The 25,348-nt window shown below is 42.6% G+C and carries 23 protein-coding genes; 3 read left to right on the top strand and 20 right to left on the bottom strand.

Annotated features, from left to right (window positions below):
* Nucleotides 1-3: 3 nt before the first annotated feature.
* Genes AB6E52_RS03430 through AB6E52_RS03445 form a run of 4 tightly spaced genes read right to left on the bottom strand, consistent with a single transcriptional unit; the run spans nt 4 to nt 5,441 of the window.
* On the bottom strand, nt 4-828 hold the full coding sequence (locus AB6E52_RS03430; protein WP_017071032.1) for a protein kinase domain-containing protein: 825 nt from the start codon (nt 826-828) through the stop codon (nt 4-6).
* Nucleotides 819-2,867 carry a protein kinase family protein gene (locus AB6E52_RS03435; protein WP_102320122.1) on the bottom strand — a complete coding sequence of 683 codons (2,049 nt, stop codon included), beginning with the start codon at nt 2,865-2,867 and terminating at the stop codon, nt 819-821. The genes AB6E52_RS03430 and AB6E52_RS03435 overlap by 10 nt, the downstream gene beginning before the upstream one ends.
* 25 nt (nt 2,868-2,892) lie before the next feature.
* The gene (locus tag AB6E52_RS03440; RefSeq protein ID WP_102320121.1) at nt 2,893-3,780 is read right to left on the bottom strand and encodes a hypothetical protein; all 888 of its coding nucleotides are present in this window, start codon (nt 3,778-3,780) and stop codon (nt 2,893-2,895) included.
* The gene (locus tag AB6E52_RS03445) at nt 3,780-5,441 is read right to left on the bottom strand and encodes a DUF3696 domain-containing protein (protein WP_102320120.1); all 1,662 of its coding nucleotides are present in this window, start codon (nt 5,439-5,441) and stop codon (nt 3,780-3,782) included. Before AB6E52_RS03445 ends, AB6E52_RS03440 begins: the two co-directional genes overlap by 1 nt.
* Nucleotides 5,442-5,700: 259 nt before the next feature.
* On the opposite strand from AB6E52_RS03445, the gene AB6E52_RS03450 reads away from it, so the two are divergent.
* Nucleotides 5,701-6,237 (top strand): hypothetical protein, encoded by a 537-nt coding sequence (locus AB6E52_RS03450; protein ID WP_102320119.1) that lies wholly within the window; start codon nt 5,701-5,703, stop codon nt 6,235-6,237.
* 124 nt (nt 6,238-6,361) lie between these two features.
* Here AB6E52_RS03450 and AB6E52_RS03455 read toward each other — a convergent pair whose 3' ends face one another.
* The 12 genes from AB6E52_RS03455 to AB6E52_RS03510 form a co-directional block, all read right to left on the bottom strand.
* Nucleotides 6,362-7,534 carry a restriction endonuclease subunit S gene (locus AB6E52_RS03455; RefSeq protein ID WP_102320118.1) on the bottom strand — a complete coding sequence of 391 codons (1,173 nt, stop codon included), beginning with the start codon at nt 7,532-7,534 and terminating at the stop codon, nt 6,362-6,364.
* Nucleotides 7,531-9,069 (bottom strand): class I SAM-dependent DNA methyltransferase, encoded by a 1,539-nt coding sequence (locus AB6E52_RS03460; RefSeq protein ID WP_102320117.1) that lies wholly within the window; start codon nt 9,067-9,069, stop codon nt 7,531-7,533. Before AB6E52_RS03460 ends, AB6E52_RS03455 begins: the two co-directional genes overlap by 4 nt.
* A gap of 135 nt (nt 9,070-9,204) precedes the next feature.
* A complete protein-coding gene (locus AB6E52_RS03465; protein WP_102320116.1) occupies nt 9,205-12,576 on the bottom strand; it encodes a DEAD/DEAH box helicase family protein in 3,372 nt (1,123 codons plus the stop codon).
* Nucleotides 12,577-12,873: 297 nt separating this feature from the next.
* Nucleotides 12,874-13,101 carry a hypothetical protein gene (locus AB6E52_RS03470; protein ID WP_133151372.1) on the bottom strand — a complete coding sequence of 76 codons (228 nt, stop codon included), beginning with the start codon at nt 13,099-13,101 and terminating at the stop codon, nt 12,874-12,876.
* Nucleotides 13,102-13,110: 9 nt separating this feature from the next.
* A complete protein-coding gene (locus AB6E52_RS03475; protein WP_017072273.1) occupies nt 13,111-13,785 on the bottom strand; it encodes an HNH endonuclease in 675 nt (224 codons plus the stop codon).
* 46 nt (nt 13,786-13,831) lie between these two features.
* Nucleotides 13,832-15,574, bottom strand: a complete 1,743-nt coding sequence (locus tag AB6E52_RS03480; RefSeq protein ID WP_102320115.1) for a metallophosphoesterase — start codon at nt 15,572-15,574, stop codon at nt 13,832-13,834.
* A gap of 278 nt (nt 15,575-15,852) precedes the next feature.
* A complete protein-coding gene (locus tag AB6E52_RS03485; RefSeq protein WP_102320114.1) occupies nt 15,853-16,986 on the bottom strand; it encodes a PcfJ domain-containing protein in 1,134 nt (377 codons plus the stop codon).
* A gap of 50 nt (nt 16,987-17,036) precedes the next feature.
* Nucleotides 17,037-18,008, bottom strand: a complete 972-nt coding sequence (locus AB6E52_RS03490) for a hypothetical protein (RefSeq protein ID WP_102320113.1) — start codon at nt 18,006-18,008, stop codon at nt 17,037-17,039.
* Between the two features lie 135 nt (nt 18,009-18,143).
* Nucleotides 18,144-18,434, bottom strand: coding sequence for a hypothetical protein (locus tag AB6E52_RS03495; RefSeq protein ID WP_017070426.1), 291 nt, complete (start codon nt 18,432-18,434; stop codon nt 18,144-18,146).
* A gap of 138 nt (nt 18,435-18,572) precedes the next feature.
* A complete protein-coding gene (locus tag AB6E52_RS03500; RefSeq protein WP_017070425.1) occupies nt 18,573-18,884 on the bottom strand; it encodes a hypothetical protein in 312 nt (103 codons plus the stop codon).
* The gene (locus AB6E52_RS03505; RefSeq protein WP_017070424.1) at nt 18,881-20,101 is read right to left on the bottom strand and encodes a site-specific integrase; all 1,221 of its coding nucleotides are present in this window, start codon (nt 20,099-20,101) and stop codon (nt 18,881-18,883) included. The genes AB6E52_RS03500 and AB6E52_RS03505 overlap by 4 nt, the downstream gene beginning before the upstream one ends.
* Nucleotides 20,094-20,330, bottom strand: coding sequence for a hypothetical protein (locus AB6E52_RS03510; protein WP_102320112.1), 237 nt, complete (start codon nt 20,328-20,330; stop codon nt 20,094-20,096). Before AB6E52_RS03510 ends, AB6E52_RS03505 begins: the two co-directional genes overlap by 8 nt.
* A gap of 111 nt (nt 20,331-20,441) precedes the next feature.
* Between AB6E52_RS03510 and AB6E52_RS03515 the strand changes: the two genes are divergently transcribed.
* A complete protein-coding gene (locus AB6E52_RS03515) occupies nt 20,442-20,663 on the top strand; it encodes a helix-turn-helix transcriptional regulator (protein WP_017070422.1) in 222 nt (73 codons plus the stop codon).
* A 362-nt stretch (nt 20,664-21,025) separates the two neighbouring features.
* On the opposite strand, the gene AB6E52_RS03520 is transcribed toward AB6E52_RS03515, so the two are convergent.
* The 4 genes from AB6E52_RS03520 to AB6E52_RS03535 all read right to left on the bottom strand — a co-directional run bounded on the left by AB6E52_RS03520 (nt 21,026) and on the right by AB6E52_RS03535 (nt 24,492).
* Nucleotides 21,026-21,364 (bottom strand): hypothetical protein, encoded by a 339-nt coding sequence (locus AB6E52_RS03520; protein ID WP_133151371.1) that lies wholly within the window; start codon nt 21,362-21,364, stop codon nt 21,026-21,028.
* A gap of 139 nt (nt 21,365-21,503) precedes the next feature.
* A complete protein-coding gene (locus tag AB6E52_RS03525; protein ID WP_102320110.1) occupies nt 21,504-22,556 on the bottom strand; it encodes a hypothetical protein in 1,053 nt (350 codons plus the stop codon).
* Nucleotides 22,557-22,580: 24 nt separating this feature from the next.
* Nucleotides 22,581-23,162 carry a hypothetical protein gene (locus AB6E52_RS03530; RefSeq protein WP_102320109.1) on the bottom strand — a complete coding sequence of 194 codons (582 nt, stop codon included), beginning with the start codon at nt 23,160-23,162 and terminating at the stop codon, nt 22,581-22,583.
* A 1-nt stretch (nt 23,163) separates the two neighbouring features.
* Nucleotides 23,164-24,492: an ADP-ribosylglycohydrolase family protein gene (locus AB6E52_RS03535; protein WP_372084390.1), complete on the bottom strand. Its 1,329-nt coding sequence runs from the start codon at nt 24,490-24,492 to the stop codon at nt 23,164-23,166.
* A 191-nt stretch (nt 24,493-24,683) separates the two neighbouring features.
* On the opposite strand from AB6E52_RS03535, the gene AB6E52_RS03540 reads away from it, so the two are divergent.
* On the top strand, nt 24,684-25,331 hold the full coding sequence (locus AB6E52_RS03540; RefSeq protein WP_102320108.1) for a HEPN domain-containing protein: 648 nt from the start codon (nt 24,684-24,686) through the stop codon (nt 25,329-25,331).
* The last annotated feature ends 17 nt before the right edge of the window (nt 25,332-25,348 follow it).

Below are 25,348 nucleotides of genomic sequence, written 5' to 3' on the forward strand. Positions count from 1 at the left end.
CGATTACACCTTGCTATTGAGTTGCTTAGAAGCCTCTTGTAAGGCTTTGACGATAGTAAATACTTGTTTACTGCGCTTACTACAGTCGAACGTTAGCCCCTGTTGTAATGCATCATGGAGCTTTGATGGTATAGAGGTAGGCAAATGAATGTTCATCTCATCCCAATCCGAATTATCAAAATTTGGCTGAAGTACCAGTGGTTGGCCCGTCAATAAATAGTGAATAAGTTGGCAGAATGAAAAAATGTCCGACGACTGTGTGAGGCTCACGTGTCTCACAAACTCTTGCTCTGGAGAGCGATAATGTGCTGTCCCTTCCTCAAGGTAACGCTTTTGGTTGGACAAACCAAAATCAATAAAACTAACTCCAGCGACATTCTGATTTTTGTCGCTGTGCACAATGATATTTTCTGGTTTGAGGTCTCGATGGGTAACACGATAACGATGAAGTTCAACCAACTTCCAACCAATTTTCTCTGCCAAGCGCAGGCGTTGTGCAAACTCTCTACGATTATCTGGTGCCACCGTTACAAACTCATTAAGAGGCTTACCTTCAACCCAGTCCATAAGAAGATAATGCTTCTTTCCTTCTTGCCAATATTGATGGCACTTAGCTGCAACACCAAACGGCAAACGGTTCAGAGCAACAATCTCATTTTTAATGGCTTTACTAGCTTTAAGATCCTCGACCTCAATCTCTTTTAACCCGTAATACAAACCAAGCTGAGGCAATTTGACGCGATAAAAAGCACGTTTCGTCGCTTCGCACTGATAGATTACCTTTTCCTTGGGGTATTGTTTGGCATAGCCACTTGTCGTCATTTCCATGTCTTTAAGACCTCTATCACTTGCTCAATTGTTGGACGGTATTTAGGTGTAACGTGAAGTATTCTCTGCCAAAACTCAGCATATTGTCCTGATAGCTCTAACTTTTGGCACAGCTGTTTCCAATATGCTGGGCGGCGTCCCTTACTGACTAATTCTTTTGTCGATTGCTCAAACGGCAATTCCCCACTTAACGAATAAAACACGACTAATCCCAGACTAAAAATATCGGAAGAAAACGTTAAGGACTGACCAGGTTCATTTACTTCCGGCGCTTGGTACTTTTGCTCAAACGTTCTTCTTGCATTTAGGGGCAGTGTCGCTACCATTTCTTGCTGACATAACTCGAAATTTATCAACATTGGCTCGCTTCGTTCGGTGACACGAATATTTGATAAGTTAATGGCTCGATGAATAATCTCGGGGTCACCCACGCTCTGAATCTGTTGGATGGTTTCTGCTAATTCGATCAGTAGGTTCAGTTTCTCTTCTTTTGTAGGGTTCGCACTAAGCCATTGTTCAAGTGTTACAGCAGGAGCTTTTTCAACGAACACATAAAACTTGTCTTCAAGTAGTTCCTTATCTTGATAGCGTTGAACACCATCCACTCGGCTCAAGCGCTTAAGCACTAGAGCTTCTCGACCCAAGCTCTTGAGCTCGGTTTGGCGATGTACAGCGCTTAAGTGATCTAAATTAAAGCACTTCGCCCAAACCTGTTCGTTAAACAGAACGGCGTTATAAACGGTAAAGTAATCTGTTGATTCCGACTCAACCGCTTCCATTTCTACTTCATAATCTCCAACGGTGATGGCACCTTGATACTGTTCAACAGGAGATGCCGTCAGTTCCTGAACGAGCTGATTTATTTCCGATTCAAACAAACGCCGTTTTGGTTTTTTACCGAATCGAGAGCGGCAGAACTTAACGAGTAGCGAAGACACCTGCTCGGTTTGCGCAACGATGACTTCACCCATCTCCATAAAAGGAGCCGAAACCGTTTGGCCATCATAAATACACTCAACATTGGCGTTACGATTCGTAAACAGTACTAAGCCAGTATTTTTTAATTCTGGCAGCAACGCTTTTAACTCAGGTAGATCACCAAACCTTCTTAACGCTTCTCTGAGCTTAGTAACCGGATTCGAGAGGTAAGTTCGCCCCATATCATTATCGACCAACAAGCTGCTTCGTTTGTTCGTGCACATATCAACTGCGATATTGCCGTGATGATCTTTCAATTCAAGCGGAATCACACCAAACGGATAAATAAGCAGTCCATCAAACAAACGGGATGAGTTTTCACTCAAGATCGGAGGGCAAGAGACAATTCTAAAACCTTCAAAAAGCGGTTGTGTGAAAAGTTGTGTTGCTAATTCAGCTAAGCCTCGGCGTTCATGTAAACGCTCTTCTTGAGCCCCGACAAACGGGTTGTATGGCCAGTCATTTGCTACAAAAGAGTGCGAGTTCGCCATCGGAAAGATAAGTGCAGACCAGTCTTGGTCGACAACCGCTGGAAGCAGTTTTTTTTGCAGTTGGCCACTGCTTAGAGCATCAGAGGTTAAGTTAAGCTCGCACATCATTTGGCTGCTTAAACCGTCGCTGGTTAAAATAAACTTCGAAATCCCATCATTATCAAGGGTCATGTGATGAACGATAGGCGTGACTTCACTTCCAACAACAGAAATAGGTTGTGATTCAAAACCACGAGATTCGGCTCTTTTAACCCCCTTCTCAACTCGATAAAGCCGAATATTTCCTACCCAATACAATTCAAACTGTTCTGCCTTCTGAGTGATGATGCCAAATGTAGATTGAACCCCATTGTTGAAAAAGAGTTGATGCAGATCTTCTATCACTTGTTCCGCGACAAACAGCTCATTAGTTTGATTCACGGTTAACCAACTACTTAGCAGGTCTATCCCCCTAGCAACGTCGCAACCCGATACCAGGTCTGCGATAAGTGCCTGACGCCCTGATTGATGGATCCAAGTAAAATCGCCAATATTGTCTTTACCGGATACATCCTTAAACTGTAATTCCATAATATTTATCTAAGCCATTGTTTTATTATTCACCCAAACGCGTGCACATTTCTGGATGCTTGTTTTGATACTCGTCGATACACGCTTTGGTTTCTCTATATTCTTCTAAACCGCACAAACTGATGCTTAATCGATCCGACTGCAGGCCTTTTTCAGGTGCCGTTGAAAAGCCTTGTCCCGCTTTTATTGCCGCTTTGTCGCTCAATAGATATCTATCGTGTATAAACCCATGTGGCACACGGATATAATTCACCAAAGGCAAATCAACCATTGAAGCTTGATACTCACGTTCAAAAACACCTGGTAAATTACTGCAATCCATTGTGGTCACGATACTCACGGTGCGAACACCTGCGGATGTGGCCCTACGCAAAATAGCTTTGAGTAATGCATTACCTGGGAGTTTAAAATAGGGATCCGCAATGATTAGATCTTTGCCCACATTCAGTAGTGGAACAGTCACCTCTAAGAGATTGTGCTCGGTTTTATCGATCCAAAGTGTTGGAGGAATCGACCAACTCGTGTCTCCGTCAATGATCTGCTCATAATTGATATGTTCTGTGCCCGCTTGCTCTGACACAACGGCGTTGAATGCTCTTAGTGAGTGTTGTGATGTCATCCAATTGAGCCAATTCTCATATCCACCCTGCAGTGTTGAATCTGCTCGATCTTTTGGTAACACAATGAAAGGATTCGCTTTATCTCGCTGCAACTTATTAAGAAAATTAGTCACTGACTTTTTCTTAGTTGGCGCAATATCAGAAGCCTTAACACTTTGATACGCCTCCCTAACCCACTCTTTAGTTGGGGCTACCAGATATCGACCATTTTCAAAACCAAAGGCACTTTTAAGCAACGCATAATAGTGATATTCCGACATACAGTGAGGGTCGAGTGCAATCTCCTTGTACATTAGAAAAGCTCCTCATCTCTTTCATCAAAGAAACCACTCGGCCAACCTGTTTCTAAATCACCATCATCGGTAAGCAGTGTTTTATGTGCCACAACTCCTGCATCAGAAGACTCTAGATAGACAATAGAGAGATCCGCTTTGCTAACTGGCGTAAAGCCACTTGGCAACGCTTGATCTGTCGTTTCTCTGATACGGCGAAGTAAGCGCAGGATCAGATGCTCACTGTGAGTTTCAATGAGGTAATGGTTTTTACTGTCTGTTTGGGTTAGCAAATCACCCAATGAAACTTGTGCTTTGGGATGTAAATGTAATTCAGGTTGCTCGCAACAAATCAGGCCACGCTTGTTAGACTCTGCCGCAACCACCAAGGGGAAGACTTGTGAAATGCCGGCACCAACGTCACTTGCTGAAACCTCAATATCATTTGAAAGGTCCCACAAGGTAACCACGTCTTGTTGATACTCTCGTGAAGAAAAATACTTATGATTGACACCTTCGCTCGACGCTTCATCCAGTTGTCTACGTGTGAAATCACTAAACTTATCGCCATCATTGATATAGTCGATTCGCCCTTGCTCAGACTTTTCAACCAAGGCATAACCAAGATCAAGCCAATCACGGCCTGCCATCCAGCGGTTAACTCGATGAACCACCTCCATATCGGCATTGAAAATGGTGTCCCAACTCGCCTTACCCGAGTACCAATCCTTTTGAATCACCTTATCTTCAGCATCGAAAGTAGAATCAGGAATTTGTCTTAGTGGTCCAATAGCAACGCTGTCTGAAAGAACATCGTTTAGGTTGGCGAGCGATGCGACAATCACATCACTAAAAATCTCCTCGATTCTGCGAGTAATCAAGTCATGTTCGGACTCTAAGCTAGTTTCTAACCTTTTATCTAGCCTTGGTAGTGCACCTGATCGAGATTGAAAGTGAAATGGAGCGTGAACAAACCTTCGTTGACTATTCGGTAACAATACATCTATCGGGGTAGAGGTTGCTGCTTCTAAAACATGGTGATGAAATTCACCGCAGGAGCCATCTTCCCGATAAGTCATTTCTGTGTCATCTTCGTCATCCGTTTTAAATAAAGGATGAAGATAGTTAACTCGGCTCACTTCAGCGTTGTCGTTCGGCTTGGTGTTCTTCACTTCCAGAATGAACTCGTTGTCTAACCACACAGATTGGCGGTAGACAAACGCTGTTTTTTCAGCGTGAGACCACTTGATTTCAAACTCAATCGCGATCTCGTCGGCCCATTCACTAGGGCTACTCATATTGAGTAAAGGTTCAGATACGGACTCACCTAACTGTGCCGCTTTTTGATGTAAACCCTCAATAAACCAAGTGCTATCATCGAAGCTGTGTCCTGCTTGATTTTTTGGTTTCTGGTACTCAACCTTGATTACCATGGTTTTAGAGAGATCTTTACCGTTAATAAGATTCTTAAAGCCGCCAACGTATTTATTACCGAGCGCTTCAATTCGCTGAGGGTCACATTGCCCCTTATTAATTACATGCTGTAAGTAGAACAGAGCCATAAGGACACTGCTCTTACCGACACTATTTGGGCCGAACAATAAGGTGACTGGTGCAAACTCGATAGTTTGTGTTTGCTGGAATGAGCGGAAATTGGTTAGAGATAGCTTGGTGATATTCATTTTCAGCGGTAATCATTAACTTTAAGTGGTTATGCTGATACAAATCAGCGAGTTAACTCATACTATTATCATCAAATTGCATATATTTATAGAGTTGACATCACATATACAAATTAAAAATTGAGTCAATACTATTAGTGAAGGATGGACTGCAAATCTCAACATTGATAACAACACAAAATGGTTGGGTTGCTATTGTTTAGACATAAGGATGATTTGAACATCTAGTTTTCTAACATGCCGAGTGATGAGGCTCTATATGAAATATATCTTAGCTATTCTTTTTCCTGCCATCGGCCTCATGATTGGCTCGCTGGCGATACCTTTCGGGATCTTCATCGGAGTGTTTAGCTACTTTTTCGTCTCTCACATGACTGAGACCAGCGACTTTTCCCCTATGGCTTCAACTTCAGATACAGCTTCAGGCAGTGAACATTCAGACACCACGCCCAGTAACGACCAGGATGATCAGTTTGAATCCGACACTATCGAAAGCACTTTGTTTTCAGAAGACACCACAACGTTTGATGACAATACAATTAACCCTGCTACGGGGTTACCTATGATCGGTGGCATTGGCGGCGTGGATGCAGGAGGCAATCCATTCGGCATAGATTCATCGGATAGCTTTGATAGTACTAGCCTCTTTGACGACTCGATCAGTTCACTGAGTGACGATAGCATGAACAGTAGTTTGTTTGATGACAGTACAAACAGTTGTTTCGATGATTCGAGCCTATTTGACGATGATAGTTTTGGCTGCGGGAGTTCAAGTTTTGATGACCCTTTTTCGTAACTGAGCCTGATAGTCATTCAAGGGATTTAGCTGGATAAACAATAAAGGATGGCCATTGTTGTTGATAGCAATGCTGAAAATTCTCAGCATTGCTAATAATTTGAGGGTTTATTTAGGGCTTGGTTTACAGTTCGCCAGAGAAAGCTTTTTGGGATAGAGAGTTAAACAATAACTCAAGTTCCGTACTACTAGACTTGTGCGTCATCGTTTTTTCATAAACAGATTTCGCCAATGATTCATACTGATTTTGTATCTCTATTGGTGGTAATAAAATCTTAATGTCCTGCAATTCTTGCGCATTGATATTTGCCATACCAACAATACTTTTACACATTCCAACTAAGACCTTTTTTCCATGCCCTGAGTTTAGATATCCAGAGATGTAGTAATTGTTACCAAGCTCGTTAGGTCGAACACGCACTAAATATCCGGCAAATGCCATTGGTTCATCTTGATTATATACTGCCGTTTTCCCCACAAGCTCACGACTATTAGTACGGTTAAACAACAAATCACCCCTATGAACAAGGTACTTTGGTAGTTCTTTCTCCGTCAGATCAATATACTTTAAGTCAGTAAAGTCCCACCCACCCTGATAGGTAATATTACCCATACGCAGAACAGGAAATTCTCCATCTGTCTCTGATGCTTTACCTGATGTTCCATAATTTGCGGTATCAACTAGATCTCGAATAGTACCTAACGGAAACCCTTTCGGGTTAGTAACCGGATCACCAAACATATCCAGAAAGACACTGCGTAGGAACTCATCGGCTAAGTCGATGGCTTGCTTGCGCTTTTGGCGGATGGTATCAGCTTTATCTAAGATGGCTGCTATGCGTTTTTGTTCAGCTGGTGGTGGGAGTGGGACATCTATCGACTTCAAGAAATCTAAAGTAATCCCTTTAACCGTAGCTCCTTTACCTTCGCCTTCTATATACTTGGCTTTTGATTCAAGAAATCTTGCCAAATATTGCTTATCAAGAACATTCTCATCTTTAATAAAAAGAGCTTTTAAATCTTGGTTAATTGCCAAATCTACACCCGCAATAGCAACTTTTCCTAGAGCCATCCGAGTAGGAACGATTATCGTCCCTTTAGGTATTATATTAGTCGCAGAATTCTCAGCACCCTGCGTTGTAATATAGTCCTCAGCTTTCGATAGAACCCTTGTCTTCAGGTCCTTAACTGATGCCCATGGGATATCACCATTCCAGTACTCGTCTATTTTCTTACTTGGCGTACCCCCACCTTTAATCGTAACGAGTTCTCCTAACTTCTGTACAGAAATGCTCATAGCATCCCCTCCAACTCATTTAGGTCAGCCAGAATCTCATTCTCAAGTGTTTTCAGCTTACCAAGAATCACCTTAGGATCTTCGTACACCTCTTCCTCGTAAACGACTTCTTTGTAACGGTTGATAGAAAGGTCGTACTTTTGCGCTTTAATATCTTTCGCCGACACCATAAAGGCTTTCTGGGTTTTGTCGCCAAACTCTGCGGTCAGCGTTTCGGTATCGTTCGCTTGGTATAGCTCGCTGTAACGCTTCCATTTTGCCAGTGCTGCTGGAATGTCGTTGTCTTTGATAGGGTTACGCTTATCATCCAGTGAGTAGCCGTCTGCTTGCATGTCATAGAACATCACATTGTCGGTGCTACCGCCTTTAGTAAAGATAAGAATACCGGTAGATACCCCAGCGTATGGCTTAAATACACCGCTTGGTAATGAGATCATGGCTTCCAGTTGGTTATTTTCAATCAGCTCTTGACGTAGGTCTTTGTGCGCCTTTGAGCTACCAAACAAAACACCATCAGGCACAATGGTTGCGCTACGTCCACCCAGTTTTAGCATGCGCAGGATTAACGCCACAAATAGTAGTTCCGTTTTCTTGGTTTTCACCATCGAAAGTACTTGCGGGTTTACCGACTGCTCATCTAGGCTACCTTTAAAAGGCGGGTTAGCTAGAATTTTGTCAAAGAAGTTCTCTTCTTGAGCTTTGCCTGCAAAGTTCTTATTCAAGCTGTCTTGGTAGGTGATATTTGCAGAGCTTACCCCGTGCAGCAGCATGTTCATTGCCGAAACGCGTAGCATGGTGGTGTCGAAGTCAAAACCCCAGAACATTTTATTATTAATGTGGTCTTGGTATTCGTGCAGCATGTCACCGGTATAAACGTTATTGCCATCTTCATCCTGGTAAATGCTTTCTGGGCTAGTGTGAGTACGCGTTAGGTATTCCATTGCGCGAGAAAGGAAGCCCGCGGTACCACACGCAGGGTCACAAATCACATCTGTTGGTTGCACATCCAGCATTTCAACCATCATGTCGATGATATGACGAGGCGTACGGAACTGTCCGTTAATGCCAGCAGAAGAGAGCTTACTCAGTAGGTATTCGTAGATATCACCTTTCACATCACTCTGCTCGAGCGGAAGCTTATCAACCATTTCAACCGCAGATAGCAGTACCGATTCACTACGAATCTCCACATCAGCATCCGCCATAAACTGCGCAATGTCTGAACCGTTTAACTCAATATCAGAAAAGTGAGGAAAAACGTTGTTACGCAGGTGAGGAAGCAGTTCTGCACCCGACATGTTTTTGAAGTTTTGCCAACGTAGCAACTGACCTTCAGGCGTTTCCGGAAACTGGCGATTAAACGGTTTACCTGTACGTTTAGCCTTTTTCTCTGCCGTGGTTTCTTGCATATCTAACATTCGAGAGAACATTAGGTAACTTATCTGTTCAATCACCACCAGCGGGTTGGTTACCCCACCCGTCCAAAACTTTTCCCACAGACCATCGATATCGTTACGTAATTGACCAGTTAGCATAGTGCGCTCTTCTTTTAGTGGCTATCAACTTTGCAAACGACAAAGTTAAGAGGTGTAGATTATGAGATTTTATAATGAATAAGGGAGTTCGTAACCTTACAAACTCCCTTTTCGGTGTTTTGAATGACCGTTTGGTTAATGTGGCATCAAAAATGGCTGCATTAACGCTTCAAGCTCGTCCGCTTTTGAATCGGTGAAGATATCTAAGCCTTCGCCATCGGTTAGGCGCTCAAACGGCCCCTCGTATAAATCTGCGACTTTGATACGCCCGTTCTGACAAATAAAGCGTTTCAATTGATTCAAAAACTGCACTTGCTTGTAGCTAAGTTGGTTATTTTGAATGAAATCGGTAAAGCGTTGATTGACGAGATCGGCGTCTAAACCCACTAGCTGAACCAACGTTTGGCTCAGCTCTTCTGAAGTTCTTCCATAAAAAGCGTTCAAAGCATTCGCATCAACACCGGGGTGCTGCGTTAAAATTGTTGAAGTCAGTGATTTTAGTTCATCTTCTGTCACTGCTTGGTTGTTATGAATCTTCTGTAATACAGGATTATCAGCGAGCATTTTATCGAGAATATCTTTCAAACGCTTACGGTAAACCATGGCTTCTGTTTCATCACCGATAACCACCACACGGTCAGTTTCACGAACCTCGCCATCTTGCGCTGTGGTTGTCTGAATATTCTCATAGGGAGACAGTTCTTTCTTTTTGAACTTCATAATCCCACGCAGTTTAGTGCGTGTGTTTTCAAGCTGCTCTAGCGTAATGTCTTGCCAGTATTTCTGGGTTTGCACTCTTGCGATTTCATCGCCTTGTTTGCGCACTTCTGTAATGGTCACTGCTAGGTTTTGTAAGCGAGAGATGTAATCCGCTTTTAGGTTTTCGATCTCACTACTACCTGATAACTGAGCACTTTGAATTTGTGAGGTTAAGCGATCCAGCATTGAGGCATCTTTGTCTTTTAGTGTGCGATTTCCCATCAGAGGCGCGATTGTAGTTTCCAGTAAATGCCTAGTGGAACCATTCATTTGGAGTAACTGATCAGTTTCTTGGAGCTGTTTTACGTTTCTCAGCTCACGGCGAACGGCAATTGCGCCTTCGGGTAGGTCACAAATATCCGCTTTCATCTGCGCGCAAGCGAGCTCAAAGGCTTTAACGTCGGCACGCTTTTGAGCTTCATCGGCAAGTTGTAAGCGTGCTTCAAAGACGGTTTGCAGCAGTGAACGGCTAACGCCAGTGTCTGCTTCTACATACTCTTCTTCAAAATATTCAAAGTTGCCATAGTGGTCGAAAATCAAGAACTCTTCTTTGTCTTTATCGGGGCCAAACAGATCTGGACAAAGTCTTGTACCACGCCCAATCATCTGCCAGAACTTCACCCAAGATTTCACAGGGCGTGCAAACACAAGGTTGACCACTTCTGGAACATCGATACCGGTGTCCATCATGTCTACTGAAATAGCGATACGGAAATCGTTATCTGGCTTTTTAAACTCGTCAATTCGAGCTTCTGGTCGATCAACGGCATTGTGGATCACCTTACACACTTTACTGCCGTATTGTGGATACAGATCTTCACAGAAGAGTTTCTCAAGTTGTTCAGCATGCGCTTGGTTTTGCGCAAAGATGATGGTTTTCCCCACTAGCGACTTAGTGGCATCTTTAATGCCATTTTCCATCAAGTTCTCTAGGATGGCACTGTCGGTTTCGACACTGAAAATCTTCTTGCCAATGTCTTTGCCTTTAATGGTGGTATTTTGCGCCTCTTCTTCTCCTAGATCTTCTTCAAGCTGCGCTTGTTGTTCTGGAGTGAGTTTGCTGTAGTGGATACCATCACGTAAGAATTCGGTAGTGAACTCTTTTACTCTGAATGGATTTAGGAAACGTGGCTCATGCGAGATCGCTTCTGCTAGGTCGAAGTTAAAGGTTGGGTCGCCATTTTCACATCCAAACAAGTCATAAGTGTTACGCGCAATGAACTTGACTGGTGTTGCAGTTAAACCTACCTGCATTGCATCAAAGTAGTCGAAAATGTCACGATAGCGGTTATAGATACTACGGTGTGATTCATCGGCAATGATCAAATCAAAGAAGCCTACATCCAATTGTGAGAATCGGTTCATCATACCCGGGTAAGTCGAGACGAATACACGAGCTGACTGGTCGACTTGGTTTTTCTCCCCGATGACACAACGCGGTTCACTTGGTAAAAAGTCTTTAAACGCTCCATCGGCTTGACGGCGCAGCTCCTTACGGTCACACAAGAATAGCACGCGCTTAACCCAGCGAGAACGAAGTAGCAACTCAACTAATGCAATGGATACACGAGTTTTCCCCGTTCCTGTTGCTTGAACAATCAATGCTTTACGGCGCTGATTTTGGAATTGGTTGGTCACCGATTTGATCGCCTCAATCTGATAAGGTCGACCTGCAATATTCGCGCTAGGGTTGAGTTGTTCTAAGTTTGGATCTTTATGTAAATGCTGGTATTGCAAAAACTTCAGGCTATCTTTGGAATAGAAGCCAAACACCTGACGATAGGTGTTGTATTGCTTGGTATCCCAAATGCAAATCTCATAGCCATTGGTATAAAACACAATCGGCTCTGGACAGTTATGTTGCTTTGCTAGACCTTCAGCATAATAGCGAGCTTGCTCTCTGCCTTTTTGCATATGTTCACGCGAACGTTTCGCTTCGACAACGGCAAGTGGCGTACCGTCGTCGTCCCAAAGAACATAATCAACATATCCTACTCCGGAGTTTGTCGGTTGGTGTTCGACTTCAACTTCAATGCCTACTTTTTCTGGATCGTTAATATCCCAACCCGCCTGAGCCAGTAATGTATCAATTAACAACTGGCGAGTTTTATTTTCATCCCATTGAAGGCTGTTCGCCGTTTGTTGACTACGCGATTTCGCCTGTGCTTTTGCTTGCTTGAGTTGTTCAGCCGTTAACTCGACCTGAGTTTCTGCTGCTTGTCGCTTCTGGCGCTCGCGCTCTAATTCATCAAACAGCGCTTGTTGCTTCTGTTCGTTCTCTTCAATAACTTTATCAAGTTGCTTTTGCGTTAAAGAGTTTGAGGTAGGTGCCTCTGGGTATACAAGCTCTTTGAGCTCGGATACTTGAAAGCCGTAATAGTTAATCGCAAGGTATTGAGATAAAGAGTGAGCTGTACCCAGTGCCGCATAAGCTTTACGCGTAGAACCGTCACCACCATGTGCAGTGTCATTCCCTTCTACTCGCAAGAAATGAAGCTGATCTCGAAGGCGTGATTCAGTGACATCAATAAAAGCATCGTTCTTTAGCAGTTCCATAAAGCTTGCCTGCGGAAGCCTTGCTAAACCATCAATGGCATAAATCTCTTTGGTGACTTCTTCGGCAAAGCCACGCAATCGCGTAATCGCGCTGCCAGGGTCTAAATGTAGGATCTGCTCAGCGAGGTATCCTAAATTTGCCAGTTTTTCGTTATGTTCACGAATGAGTTCGAAGTTTAAAGAAGTCGCCATAAGCCATTGATACTCCAAATTTGAATTGCATACCTTATATCAAATAATTGCTCTTATTACGATGACCGTGTATGCAATTGAGTTATATATTTCCTCTGAAACAATGCATAACATTTTATGCAGCAAAAGTCGGAAATAGTGCCAGTTATTTGTAAGTCTTTACACGAGTGGGGATCACCACGACATCAAGGTTATGCTCTTAAATAGAGCAAAGCCTGATTGTTTGTACATGATAGATACCTTTCATTGACGAGAGGTATTCTAATTGAAGCGCGTAAATGATAGCGACTTATAAGCTTACATCTCATACCAATATAGCCATTCAACGAAGCTATTAAATGTCATCTCTTTGTGTCTAATAGAACCATCATCTAGCACTTTAATATTTTCTTCAATGCAGCCATTGCACTTCACAATGATAGTCTTGCCTCTTAGGGTCGCTTCATAGCTTTTCTTACCTGTAACGAGACATTCGTCATTGTTAAAATGTGCGATAATTCGTTGAACTATTTCATTTTCCATCATTTTACTCCCTTAATTCAGAATTGAGCGTAAGCCGTCAACACTCAGAGGATTTGTTCCTCGATGTAAAATTGAATGGCAGTTTGAACAGACTGGGATTAAGTCTTTAACTGGATCTACCTTGTAGCTTTTAGCGATGGTATTAAGGGGCTTGATATGATGAACTTCAATGAACCCCGACCCATGAGGTCCGTACTTTTTCGCAAAGTCGAAACTGCAAATCTGGCATCTTGTACCGTAATATTCGATACATGCTTTTCTTGCCTTTGGATCCCTTTCATATTTATTAACAGTGACTTGTTTAACAGCTCCTTCAACATACTCCTGTGGCTCTTGTGTATTGATTTCACCACTGATCGAAGAATCATCAGCTTGTTTAAGACCCCAATAAATTTTATCAACCTGATTCTGTGCGCTGACATCTGTTAACTTACCTAAACCTTCCGGTGTAATTTCTCGCACAATGATGTAGTAGCCTGAATCTGGGTTCCCCCCATTAGGGTTAAGACCAATCATTTCTACTGGTGTACCAGCGTACGTTTCAAATTTGTGCCCAATAGAAAAATTGTACTCAAACAGATCACCATCATTGTCTCTAACCACGTTGAGCGTTCGATTATTAACTTCGGTAAATGTGTAGGTTGGTTTCTGGCCATGTTTACTGGCTTTTCTTGTATATTTAGTCATTTAGAACTCATCGGTTTGGAGTAACTGTAAAAATATCGAATAATTATCAGAACAAACTATCAAAATCGCCTTCACTTTTTTGTGATAATAGCTCTGACCATTTTTCTACCAATTTGTACGCTGTTTTTGTGCAGTAATCTGCGCCATCTTCTCGCTCAACACCAATAACATGCTGCTCAGTTAACAGTAAATAAGCCGCGAGTTGCTGAAGATTGCCTGTTTGTGCCAACCGATTAACATCAGGCTCGTATTGCGAATACTCATCCGCCAAATCTTCATCCACCTCATCAGGGTCATAAACCCCAATTGGGTCCCATTCGGTTAGCAGCACTTCACTCACTGTTTGAGAAAAGCCATTGTCAGCTTTTGCTGCCGGTAGCGTGGCTAACATCGCGTTTAGCAGTTGAGTAATACCGTTGCTAACCACCTCAGCACAGTTCAGTTCATTCGCATACGCAAAGCCATGCGATCCGATTAACTCGTTGGGTGACTCGTCCCAACCGGGCAGATAAGCGTGATAGCCCACCAATGGGTTCTCTTCCTTCGCGGCGTTATAATCAACGCACACGACACTCTCGCTCACAGGTTGCGGAAACGGTGTCAGGGGGAGTGTGTAGTGGCCGACGATGACAGGAAACAAAGGTGGCGTGTTGTAAGCCATTGCACCACACTCAACGGGCGTATCGGGGATGGATGTTTTTTGAGCAGCTGGAACCACCGCCAATTCTCGATAGCTATCTACTGCGTACTCGTCTTTCCACCAAGCAACACGAATGTCGTTACGCTCAATGCCATTCTTATCTGCAAAGCTAATGCCTTGTGGCAAATGTGCTTCTGGCCCTTTAAGCAGAGTTTCAATTAGACCAAACAGTTCGTGATTACGATTAAAAGCCTCTTCCCAATGTTCTGATTTTAGTGAACGGTCTGGATTAAGGTACTGCTCTAAGCGTGCGATGCTCTCTTCGTGCCAGCAGGCATGAATAGCACGAATATCGCCACAATTAAGATACAAAGGCAGGGTCATAAACCACTCGACCCAATGTTGATGTAATGGCGAGTCTTCACCAACCTGCGCGAGAAAATGCGCGTGTTGTTTTTGATTGCCTGCTTTACTGCGATCGCGAAGGTGCTTTCCGTCAGCGCCCTTTAGGTACCAACCCACCGCATTAAACTCGTGGTTGCCTAGTAAGCAAAGCGCTTGTTTATTGTCGACTAAGTTTTTAACCGTATTCAGCGTCGCGATATGATCGGTTGCTGAATTTGGGCTGTTATCAACTAAATCCCCAATGAAGACAATAGTGGTATTAGAGTCATCACTCTGTTCTGGTAGCCCTTGGCTGTCGAGCAAAGTGGTTAATTTATCTTGCTGAGCGTGAAGATCGCCAATAAAAAACACGCTTTCCAAATGATGCTGTTGCTTAAACTGTAACCCTTGCTCTAGCTGCAGACAGCGCTGCTCAAGCATTGGCCGCATCACCTCTTGCCAATAACGTATATCAAGTAGCCCACCCGACATACCACCTTGATTAAGAGACTCGATATAAATGTCATTGCTGTCGTTTGCTCGCCATCCGACTAGTCCTGCTTCACTCGATGCAAGCCTTGCTTGCTCAAGTAGTGTCACAACGTAATCATCCACCCATTTAAGTAAGCCTACGGTGGTGTAGCGGTCGCTATTGGCGATTAACTCGACGGGTAAGATGGACCATAATGCGCTGTTACCACGCAGGCCGTATTGGTTTAATTCACTGAACAGAGTGGTAATATATTTGCTTTCAATTAAGGCCAAGGAGTGCTCCTACTGCTGACGCTGTTTATTGATGATTATCGAATGGTGAGTGGGTTATTGAATCGCCCGCTGGCTATTGGGCGATTTTATCCTCGCAATATTGCCAACTCGTGACTCCTCGCTATGTAGCGTTTATATCGGTACTGCTGCATAAGATTCATGAAGGTTCCTTGTCACGATTTATTGGACTGCTACGATATACGATATTACGTTTTGATTATGTGACCCGTTTACCTAAAATAAAATGTGTGGGATATTGGTAAGCTTACAAAAAACAATCAATTTATCTTGGCTTTTCTTGCTGATTCAAGCCAATCAAATATAACTTTACGGGTACTTTCGGTTGCTAGTTTATTTCGAGCGCCAGCAATTTGATCGATTTCAAAGGGAAATGATTTGCCGGGAAGAATACTAACCCCAATGGTCATTCGCTCAGGTTGAAAAAGTCTAAATACAGCATACCGACCTTGAGCAATACGGTTATGATAAACAGCGATACAATGGCGCATCTCAGCGCCTTCCTTGCATAGGTCATCATAATCTTGGATCTGCTCTATCTTGTCTGTCTTACAAAGGCAGCGCATATAGGGTATATTGGCGTCAATGGGCCTCATAGACTGTGTTCGAGCTAAGTTATGTCTTTGCACCCAATCATCATGCAACGCAACCAAAGCCTCATTGTTTTCAAGGCGAACAATGTTTTGCATTGGCTCTTGTACTCCCAACGCTTGACCAAGTCGCAATGAATCTTCGATGCATAACGTTAGTTTTAGTCGCGTTGTGTAGCCGGTGTTCTCCAATGATTGACCTAGACGTGTACCTGTCAGAAATGGATGTGTATTGTCTAATGATAAGCTAGAGAAGTTGATTTTTTTGTAATGACTGAACCTCTTATAATGGCAAGTTCTGGCATCAAGGAGCTTCATCACGTGGAAGATTTCCCCCGCACGTTCATACGTCAAATCTAACTTATCGATAAATCTTAACGCAGACTTGGTGCCTGCAAGTCCAAGTTGCTCTAGGATCTTTCTTTGTCCCTGATTTGCTAGTCCTAGAGCCTGTTCATTATCAACAGGGTAATGCTCACAGAGCATCGCTAGAATAATCGGTCGGACATTTAGTATCTCTCTAGCGTTGACACTATTAGCTGCAAGCCAGAGCATTTGGTACTGGTGATCTGGAAAAATTTCACTCTGAGCTAACAACGGTTTAGGAATGGCAGATAACCACCCATCTCTGGTCGCCTCATTACAGATAAAATCTAGGCCAATACCAATACCTCCCTCAATCATATCTTGTCTACCATCTGGATAGTTGCGATAAGCCGTTAAGCGATCGCTCCAATGACAAATAACGATATCAAAGTTATATCCTATTGAACTAGTAGGTATAGTTGCTAAAGAAGTTTTCATATTATTCAAACACCAAACTGTTAAACGATAGCGGGTTAATTTTTTTCACCTTAAGCGGCCTCTAAACGAGAAATAATGGCTTCTAAAGGCAAGTCTTTATCACGGATTAACTCAACGACAGCTTCGATATCTTGTTCGCGGTTCAAAGCTAACGCATGATTTAAATCATCAATGAGTGTCAGCGCCTGCGCTTTGGTCAGATTTCGTAGCAAACTCACTCGATTATCCGCTGACATTGTCATCAACTCTAAGGCGGAATCTTTGGTTTGTTTAGCTGAATGAGCAATGTTCTGCTTTTTTGCTTCTTTAGAATTGGTTAGGCTTTCTTCTTTCTCCCTCTCTCTCGACGGAGAATCTATGCTCACGACAGTCGTAGCTCGAAACTCTCGAACATCAGACTCGTTCATCACGGTTTCTGCAGGTAAAGGTTCAAGACTCTTCTGGTTACACTTGTTTTTATTAACGAGAAGTTCAGCGTAATAAGCCATTGTTGGCAGCATGAAATTTAAATGCTTTAGAATTGCTTGCTCAAGCTCTTTCATTTCATTTCGTTTGATATAGACGCCATCTTTTCGCGCTTGCAATGCGAATGAGATGGAATGCTTTACCGCGTCTAAGCGATTCGGGGTGATATCGTCTAGCTCTTGAGTCTCTAAAACACGAGACTCTTCTTGAGATTTCAACACCGGTAGGCGTGTGCGCAAAGATTTAATACAACCCTGAATTAGCTTATCGTTAGAGGCTTTTATGGGATTAGGTAATTCAGGGGTAGGTTTCGAATCATCCACTTCAGCTTTACTCGCTCTAATTTCACGCTTTACTTCAGCCATAAAGTTATTGATTGATTTACAATCTGATGGCGTAGACCCAGTAAAAATGGGCTTTGGTACACCATCTATAAGTACTTTTAGGTGATTTGTCTGAGTTCTTTCGTAAGAGAAAGGCGTAGCTGTACCAAGTTGGTCATTTAAAAATTTGATTACACGCTTTTGGTATTTGCTGTAGCTAGATTGTTTACACATGACAGGCCTCTCAAACTAAGTCGTTTCGTTGAGAAGCATAATATTTGAAAGGGGTTTCGAAATGAGGTTTATAAGCTTGTGAAAAACGTATCTACCAAGATGAGGTTCATGAATGTAGCTAAAGCGAAGCCTTAGTTAGCTTTGATTATCGTGGTATTCAATGTCCACTTTCATAACTAAACCTTTTACCATCGCATCCCATAACGCAGGAGCATATGTTTTAAGAATAACCACAGCTGAGTTTCGCTGATTACTGGAATCAGAGGCTCTATCAATTTCCAACCATTCTTCAATAGAATATACGTCTGCACCTTGATAAAGCCAATCTCCAACGTTGCGTCGAATAGAGTCTTCAGTTCCGGTTTTTATATATATATGTCGACCTTCTCCTGTCGCTATATAATCGATCACTCCAACTTTAAGCATATTAATCCCTTTTAAATCTCATTTACTTTTTAGTAACAATCGAAACGAACATTCGTGCAGAAGTAACAATAATATTTTAGCCCCTAGATTCGAGCGAACATCGACGTTCTAGGAGCTATGAGCAATAAAGCTAAGCATTCAATTTACATATCGTTTTATTGACTTATCAATTGATGCTTCAATAACTTCAAGTACCCAATCAGAATCCCGCTTTATTGGCTCATTCAAGCAGTGATGAAGCACCGTTACTACAACTTCCGCCACCTCACTCACAAACTTATGCTCTCTTACATAATGCATTGGGTATAATGACGTTCTTTCTCTTACCAAACAATAGACTTCTTGATAGTTTTCATCGATATCCTGATGTGACATGGCTTTGAAATGTTGCCCTTGAATCACATCGAAGCACAAACTAGTGCAATGGATTGTCAAAGGAGAATACTTCATTTATCACCTCCTAACCCACCACTATTAACTTTTTTCAATAGACGTTCAAATGCACTTCCATCATTCCGAGTTAAATTAGGTACGAAACGGCTGTATGTCTGAAAAAGCATCTTGGTCGTCGTATGCCCCATTTGCCTAGCTATCCACTCAGGGGCTTCACCAGCGGCAAGCATCAGAGTGGCATAAGTATGGCGCGTTTCGTATGGACGACGATACTTCAACCCCATCTCTTTTAACGCAGGCTTCCAAATTCGGTCACGGACATTCCCTTTGTCCAAAGGGTTCCCTGAAGCATTTGTAAAGACGAACTCTCCTTCCCCTGTTAACTTGAATTGCTTTTCCAAAGCCTCATAAACATGAGAGTTCATTTGAATATCTCTAGTAGAACCTGTCGTCTTAACTGTATCCATTCGCCCATGCACATAAGTTTCACGAACAGAAATTGTCTTCAAATTGAAATCTACGTATTGCCACTTCAAACCATCAATCTCTGAAGTCCGCATCCCAGTAAAGAAGCGTGTAGTGAAATACGTCTTGTAATCTTCCCTAATTTTGTCGAGAAACTGCATTACTTCCTCAATACTAAACGGCTGAACGTCTCTTCTATCAATTCTCAACGCTTTAATATTTTCAAACGGAGTTCTAAATTCATAACGATCTGCAGCTTCTGACAACATCATCCTTAATGGCGTCATCACGTGATTAATAAACTCTGCTGATAGTTTCTTACCCGATTTTGGTTTAGCTAATTCAGCTCTGAACTTCAAAATATCTGGCCTAGAGATCTGATCAATAGAAGTACTTCCAAAGTGTGGAACAAGGTATCTGTAAAGGTATAAACGAATACTCTCCTTATAGCTTTCTTTCCATCGACTTTCGTTTTCTTCGTACCACTCAGCGGCAAAGTCTTCTAATGAAATAAGAGAAGTACCTTGTGCTTCGTGTATTGCACTTTTATAACTCCCCAACATTTCTTGCTTTACCTTTTCGGCCTTACAGTCCTCCTCAAGAAATCGAGCAGCTCTACTTGAGCTTGGAAAGTAATCTCTATAGACGAAAGACCCCAGTCTTATGTCTGCATCTATCTGATTAAGCAGCTTTTGCAACTTCCTGGTATTCTGAATGGTATTAGGTAAGGCAGTCTGTTCTCTGCATCGGATATCGTTGTACCTAAAATCCAGAAATAGTTTTCCATTTCGTTCTCGTACTTTACCCATAACAGATACGCCCTCCAGCCATTGGAATTATATTTTGATTTCGAGATGCAGATTGATACAAATCCCACTCAATTGCTTCCCAAATGTAGAGAATTTTGCGACCATTGAAAGGTCGGATGTAATGCTTACCTTCGATGAAAAGAGAGTCTCGCAATGTCGCGTTAATATAGTTGGCGCTAAATTTGATACGACTTGCGAGCTCTTTTGCAGTCAATAATGTTTGGTCCATAATGACCTCCTTATTTGCTAGCCAAGAATAACTTTCGTCCTGACAAGACAAACTATAGAGCCATTAATTCGTCCCATCAAGACGATTTATATACCAAATAATTATATATAAATGATTAGATATAAGATAAAAGAATTATTAGAGGTTAAATCGTTACGCGAAAAACGTAAGATTACTTTATCTGAAGTTGCCGAAGCCGTTGGAGTTCAAAGCTCCGCGATGTCAAAGCTTGCTAATAACAAAGGTTATACAACCACAACGACCACTTTGAATGAATTGTGTAAATTCTTCGAATGCAAGATCGAAGAGCTTATAGAGTACATACCAGAATAAGAGCCAAGTTAGATATGTATCTAGATCATAGCGATCTCTCAACTATCCCACTTCAATTTCCCCTTCCAGATGATCTATTGTTTGGAATAGGCCCCTGCTCTAAAAGCACAGTTGCTGCTAGTTTATTGAATACAGCTAGTCGCTAACTTAGTTTTGCCCCAAAACCGTTTAGAGTCGATACTCTTCTCTAAACGACGATGTTCATATTGACCAACATTTTCTAATGTTAAAAGATTATGAATAAACAGTTTAGTTGAAGGTCAATATGGATAGTAATAGCAAGGTTATCTACAAAATCACATTCCCAAACGGCAAGATCTATATCGGGTCGCTTGATTTGATCATTAACAAAGCCGCAAAGGTCAACAAATCCTAAAAACATCATTACGTTTAAACCGCTCTTCAAGCTCGAAGGCTTCCACTTCAAAATTGTTGCAACGATACCCACGAGTCAATGCCTCAACGATATACTGAGACAAAAACTCAATCGACCCTAACCGTTGCCATTGCTGAGTATGAACAAGTTCGTGAAAGTGGAGGTGCCAGCGATATCTATATTCTTCTTTCACGTAGACGGTGTCTTCAAGGGCAATCCCTGCCGCCTTGCCAAATAACAACCCCGAAGGCAGTAATTTTGGCACTTCCTTGACATAAATCACCTTCGTTTTGGCCAACAATTCATTACTGAAGTAAACCGACAAGAAAGGGACAACTTCCTGGCATGAGTTGGCGAGTGGTATATGTTTTCTATTGATTCTCCTGATATAGCGAAGTAACAGTGGCGATATCACGAGACATACTCCCCGAACAAGTGGGACTATTACTCTCCAGACGATCTTATTAACTGTCACGTGATGCCATACTCATCAAGAGATCTACAACCATACGAGGATCATCAAAAATGAGCGGCTTTTCGCCCATTAGCTTAAACTTTCCGTCACCTCTTAGAATAATCTTTTGCTGCGTTTGTTCCTTAAACGGATAGCGCCAAACACTCAGCTCAAAGCCATCATCGATATCCTCTCTATGCACGGTGCACACCTGGCTATCCAACATTACAACCAGTTGGTTGTAGTCTTTAACTAACTCATCAGAGTAACCAAAACCCATTTGCCAGAATGAATCAATGAGCCGAGGCACACTCCCCTCGTTTTGAATATTCGTAACTCTTTCATGAATCGAAATCGCGAGCTGGACACATTCTTGTTTGGTTCTATGGCTCCCGAGTACCGCACTTTGAAATAGATATAAATAGCCATCTAAAGCATGCGCTTTGCCCGCATCATGTGGTTTACCAATCAACAAGCGTGAAATATCATCGACCATTAGCGACAACAATTCTAGCTCGCCAGGTATCGGAGTGGTAATTGGAAAAGGTACAAGAGCTGATAACAGATTCTCAATTTGCCTAACGATCTCTTTATTATGGTTATTGGCGTCAACAATTGAAGATACTATTGGCAATGCCTGAAAAAGCTGGTGGTTAATACTGCTTTCCCAGGCCTGTTCTGTACCATCATCACGAATAAAGCCCCCCGCCGCATCAAAGCCATAGCTATAGTCGCCTGTATTGTCCTGAATTGTATCTAGCGCTGCGAGATTTAGGTCAATCCAATCAATGGCACGAGCATGCTCTATTCCCTCATACCACTGCTCAAACGATTCGACTAACTCTTGCTGACGTTGTCGCCCTTTACTGCCAATGATAGAGCGCTGGCTAACGAGGTGCTGATAAATCGCCAAATGCACAAATATGGGACTTATACGATTGAGGAAATCGGGATACTTTTTGGTGTAGCTATCCCACAACCCATCACAAAACTGCTTCGCAAGACACGCCGTTAAGTTTTCGTTCGTCATCGTATTTCCCCCAAAACTATCTGATTGATTCATCTCACCTCGCCAATAAAAGCCAATTTATAGGCTATCACCAACCAACTTAAACGCCTCTTCAGTTTTATACCCATCAAGGATCAAGTTGATGATGTCGTCTCTATGTTGGGAAGTAGCTTTCGGAAGACTTGCTTTGTTGGCTTTAAAAAAGTCCAACGTCATTGTCATTGCATCAGCACGTGAAAGCCTAACGGGAGGGGTAGCCTTTTGTTCCGCCGTTTCAATGTACATATCAAAATCGTCAGAGACTGAAGACCAGTCATAAGCAAACACTTCGTCTCTTAACTTAACGGGATCGAAGTACTCAGTAACGCCATTACCGCATTCACCCGCAGTCTTATTGATAATAAGGGATGTCACATCAGGTAAGCCGCGCTCAGAGGTAAACAATCGTACAACGTCAAGCTTGCGACCAGCCGACACGGGTAACGCACGTTGCACGTATTCAGCATCAGGATGTGATTCTTTAGCTCGCTTAACCAGCTCACCATAAGTCAGGCAATGCTTATGACGAGCAAGATCCACTAAAATTGGATAGTAAATTGCGGCCAACTGAACATCGTTTAACGTGATATTGGCATACAAACTTTGAACCTGTTGTTCCATTTTAACCTCTAATATTTTCATTATTATTTGCGAATTGTGTCATTCGTTCTAGCCAGACGTATAGTGAACCATCGTCTACAAATTTTTGCCATAAACCATCATTAAATCTGTCGCCTCTAATGATGGTTGTGATCACTTGAAAGCCCTCAACATAGCTCATGCGCTCAAGAAACTGCTGTTTTTGATAACTCTCTGCAACAGGGGCCCTGAGATCAGTCGCGATCAGCGCTCGATTGGGAAAATCCATCCAACGGTAATCAACCAAGATACAGCCATAGTCATACAACAGCGGATAGATAGACTCTTGCAATGAGCTTTCAGGCATACTCGTTATCTGGTTGAGCATTGAAGCAAGATCTTCAAACGTAGGAAGCATTGCCAGCAATGTTGCTTGCTCTTCAATATGCTCTCGCCAAGCTAGTTTCTCAAGCCATAACTTTGGCAATTGGCTATATCCATAGAATGCGCCAGCGAGTTGCCCGTAGATTGCAGCCGTCGTATCTGCATCAGCGCCCAAATTTGCCGCTAATAGTGCTCCTTGCTCAAAACTGCTGCTATGAGCAAAAGACCACAATGCCGCCTCGAGCGACTTAACAACAAATCCACTCCCCTCAATTTGTTGCCTTGTCTTAGTTATAAATGAACCATTCACTATCTCACGTAAATCATTATGAATATCTGCGCTACCCCAATAGTTTTCCAGTTGGGCGAATAATTCGGCTTTACTTAACGTACCTTTCAGGTCATCAAATATTCGATACATTAGCCAAGCCATAATTTCACAGGACTCAACAGCTCTTTTCTCCGCATGAGTGGTAACGGAACTATGCCTTGCCGCTTTAACAGCGTCATCTTCGCCGACTGACCGGAAAGAAGAATAGAAAATAGGTATGGGGGCTAAGCGCATCAAGCTGCCATTTCCAGCACTCCATTCATCAGCTGAACCTGCAATAGCAACGTTCGTAGATTCGAAAGAGGTTAAAGCGTCAAGAACTGTATTGCCGATATCGAAACATTGACCAGTGACCGAGTTTTCTCCAAATTTCCACCAAGCCGTGTAACGTTCCATTTGGTCTTCAGCGTTTTGGTTACCCACAGCCAAAAGACTGTCTGCCAAACACAACATCATCGAAGTATCATCAGTCCATTGACCTGCCTTTAAGTGAAATGGGCCACCACCTACTATATCTGTTAGTGGCGAATAGCTATCTTTGGGACAAAACTCCAGTGTTGTGCCTAGCGCATCTCCCATAGCCAAACCCGTCATTGCACCTTTCGCTTTATCTAATATAAGTTGCTTATTACCTTCGTGATTTTCTGAACGACTCAAATGGAACCCTCTTCCCGATAAATTCAACGACTATCCTATCTGATCCCTATCACTTACATAAGTGTCCCATTTTGGTACATGCCAATATTTGATACATCAATCGTCCGTTTCTTGATCCACCTCTTAACACCGCTTACTCATTTTGTTGCATTCTAGAAAATCAACCCTACAGGCATTATCAAAGGATTGGTATGCACTACGAAAGGCTAAAATCGAAACACAGAGAAGTCAGAGAACAACACACAAGATCATTGGCGGTTCGTGTCCATCGAGCACTAAGTTGGCTCAACAAAGCCGAACAATCGGGCGATTTAGACAGCCAATTTATCTTCTACTGGATCGCCTTTAACGCAGCCTATGCTCAACACATTGACCGTTCAATATTAATGAGCGAGCGAGGTAAGTTTCAGCAATTCCTTTCAAAGATTGTCTCTCTAGACAATGAGGGTCAACTGGCTGAATTTGTATGGCAGGAATATACCAACACGATACGTGTGGTTCTCAATAATGAGTTTATCTTTGAATCCTATTGGGATGCCCAAAACGGTACCGTTAGCCAAGATGAGTGGAAGCAACTGCGCACAAAATCTATTCACGCCAGTCATTTAGCACTCGCGAGTGAGCAAACCGAGATTGTGTTATCGATAGTATTTAGTCGCCTATACACGCTAAGAAATCAACTTCTGCATGGAGGCGCTACTTGGAACGGAAAAGTAAACCGTCAACAAATCGCTGACTGCACAGCTATCATGGCAAAAGTTATCCCACTTCTCATCGAGATTATGATGAACCACCCCAATGAACTTTGGGGCGACTCTATTTACCCTGTTATCGACTAACCACCTAACCTTTACCA

It is taken from the genome of Vibrio sp. 10N.247.311.13 (genome assembly GCF_041467595.1).
GTDB classification, from domain to species: Bacteria; Pseudomonadota; Gammaproteobacteria; order Enterobacterales; family Vibrionaceae; genus Vibrio; species Vibrio crassostreae_C.

Bases quoted from the DNA above. Each gene is read 5' to 3' on its own strand.
- AB6E52_RS03430 (WP_017071032.1), bottom strand. From the start codon at position 828: ATGGAAATGACGACAAGTGGCTATGCCAAACAATACCCCAAGGAAAAG.
- AB6E52_RS03435 (WP_102320122.1), bottom strand. From the start codon at position 2,867: ATGGAATTACAGTTTAAGGATGTATCCGGTAAAGACAATATTGGCGAT.
- AB6E52_RS03440 (WP_102320121.1), bottom strand. From the start codon at position 3,780: ATGTACAAGGAGATTGCACTCGACCCTCACTGTATGTCGGAATATCAC.
- AB6E52_RS03445 (WP_102320120.1), bottom strand. From the start codon at position 5,441: ATGAATATCACCAAGCTATCTCTAACCAATTTCCGCTCATTCCAGCAA.
- AB6E52_RS03450 (WP_102320119.1), top strand. From the start codon at position 5,701: ATGAAATATATCTTAGCTATTCTTTTTCCTGCCATCGGCCTCATGATT.
- AB6E52_RS03455 (WP_102320118.1), bottom strand. From the start codon at position 7,534: ATGAGCATTTCTGTACAGAAGTTAGGAGAACTCGTTACGATTAAAGGT.
- AB6E52_RS03460 (WP_102320117.1), bottom strand. From the start codon at position 9,069: ATGCTAACTGGTCAATTACGTAACGATATCGATGGTCTGTGGGAAAAG.
- AB6E52_RS03465 (WP_102320116.1), bottom strand. From the start codon at position 12,576: ATGGCGACTTCTTTAAACTTCGAACTCATTCGTGAACATAACGAAAAA.
- AB6E52_RS03470 (WP_133151372.1), bottom strand. From the start codon at position 13,101: ATGATGGAAAATGAAATAGTTCAACGAATTATCGCACATTTTAACAAT.
- AB6E52_RS03475 (WP_017072273.1), bottom strand. From the start codon at position 13,785: ATGACTAAATATACAAGAAAAGCCAGTAAACATGGCCAGAAACCAACC.
- AB6E52_RS03485 (WP_102320114.1), bottom strand. From the start codon at position 16,986: ATGAAAACTTCTTTAGCAACTATACCTACTAGTTCAATAGGATATAAC.
- AB6E52_RS03490 (WP_102320113.1), bottom strand. From the start codon at position 18,008: ATGTGTAAACAATCTAGCTACAGCAAATACCAAAAGCGTGTAATCAAA.
- AB6E52_RS03495 (WP_017070426.1), bottom strand. From the start codon at position 18,434: ATGCTTAAAGTTGGAGTGATCGATTATATAGCGACAGGAGAAGGTCGA.
- AB6E52_RS03500 (WP_017070425.1), bottom strand. From the start codon at position 18,884: ATGAAGTATTCTCCTTTGACAATCCATTGCACTAGTTTGTGCTTCGAT.
- AB6E52_RS03505 (WP_017070424.1), bottom strand. From the start codon at position 20,101: ATGGGTAAAGTACGAGAACGAAATGGAAAACTATTTCTGGATTTTAGG.
- AB6E52_RS03510 (WP_102320112.1), bottom strand. From the start codon at position 20,330: ATGGACCAAACATTATTGACTGCAAAAGAGCTCGCAAGTCGTATCAAA.
- AB6E52_RS03515 (WP_017070422.1), top strand. From the start codon at position 20,442: ATGATTAGATATAAGATAAAAGAATTATTAGAGGTTAAATCGTTACGC.
- AB6E52_RS03525 (WP_102320110.1), bottom strand. From the start codon at position 22,556: ATGAATCAATCAGATAGTTTTGGGGGAAATACGATGACGAACGAAAAC.
- AB6E52_RS03530 (WP_102320109.1), bottom strand. From the start codon at position 23,162: ATGGAACAACAGGTTCAAAGTTTGTATGCCAATATCACGTTAAACGAT.
- AB6E52_RS03540 (WP_102320108.1), top strand. From the start codon at position 24,684: ATGCACTACGAAAGGCTAAAATCGAAACACAGAGAAGTCAGAGAACAA.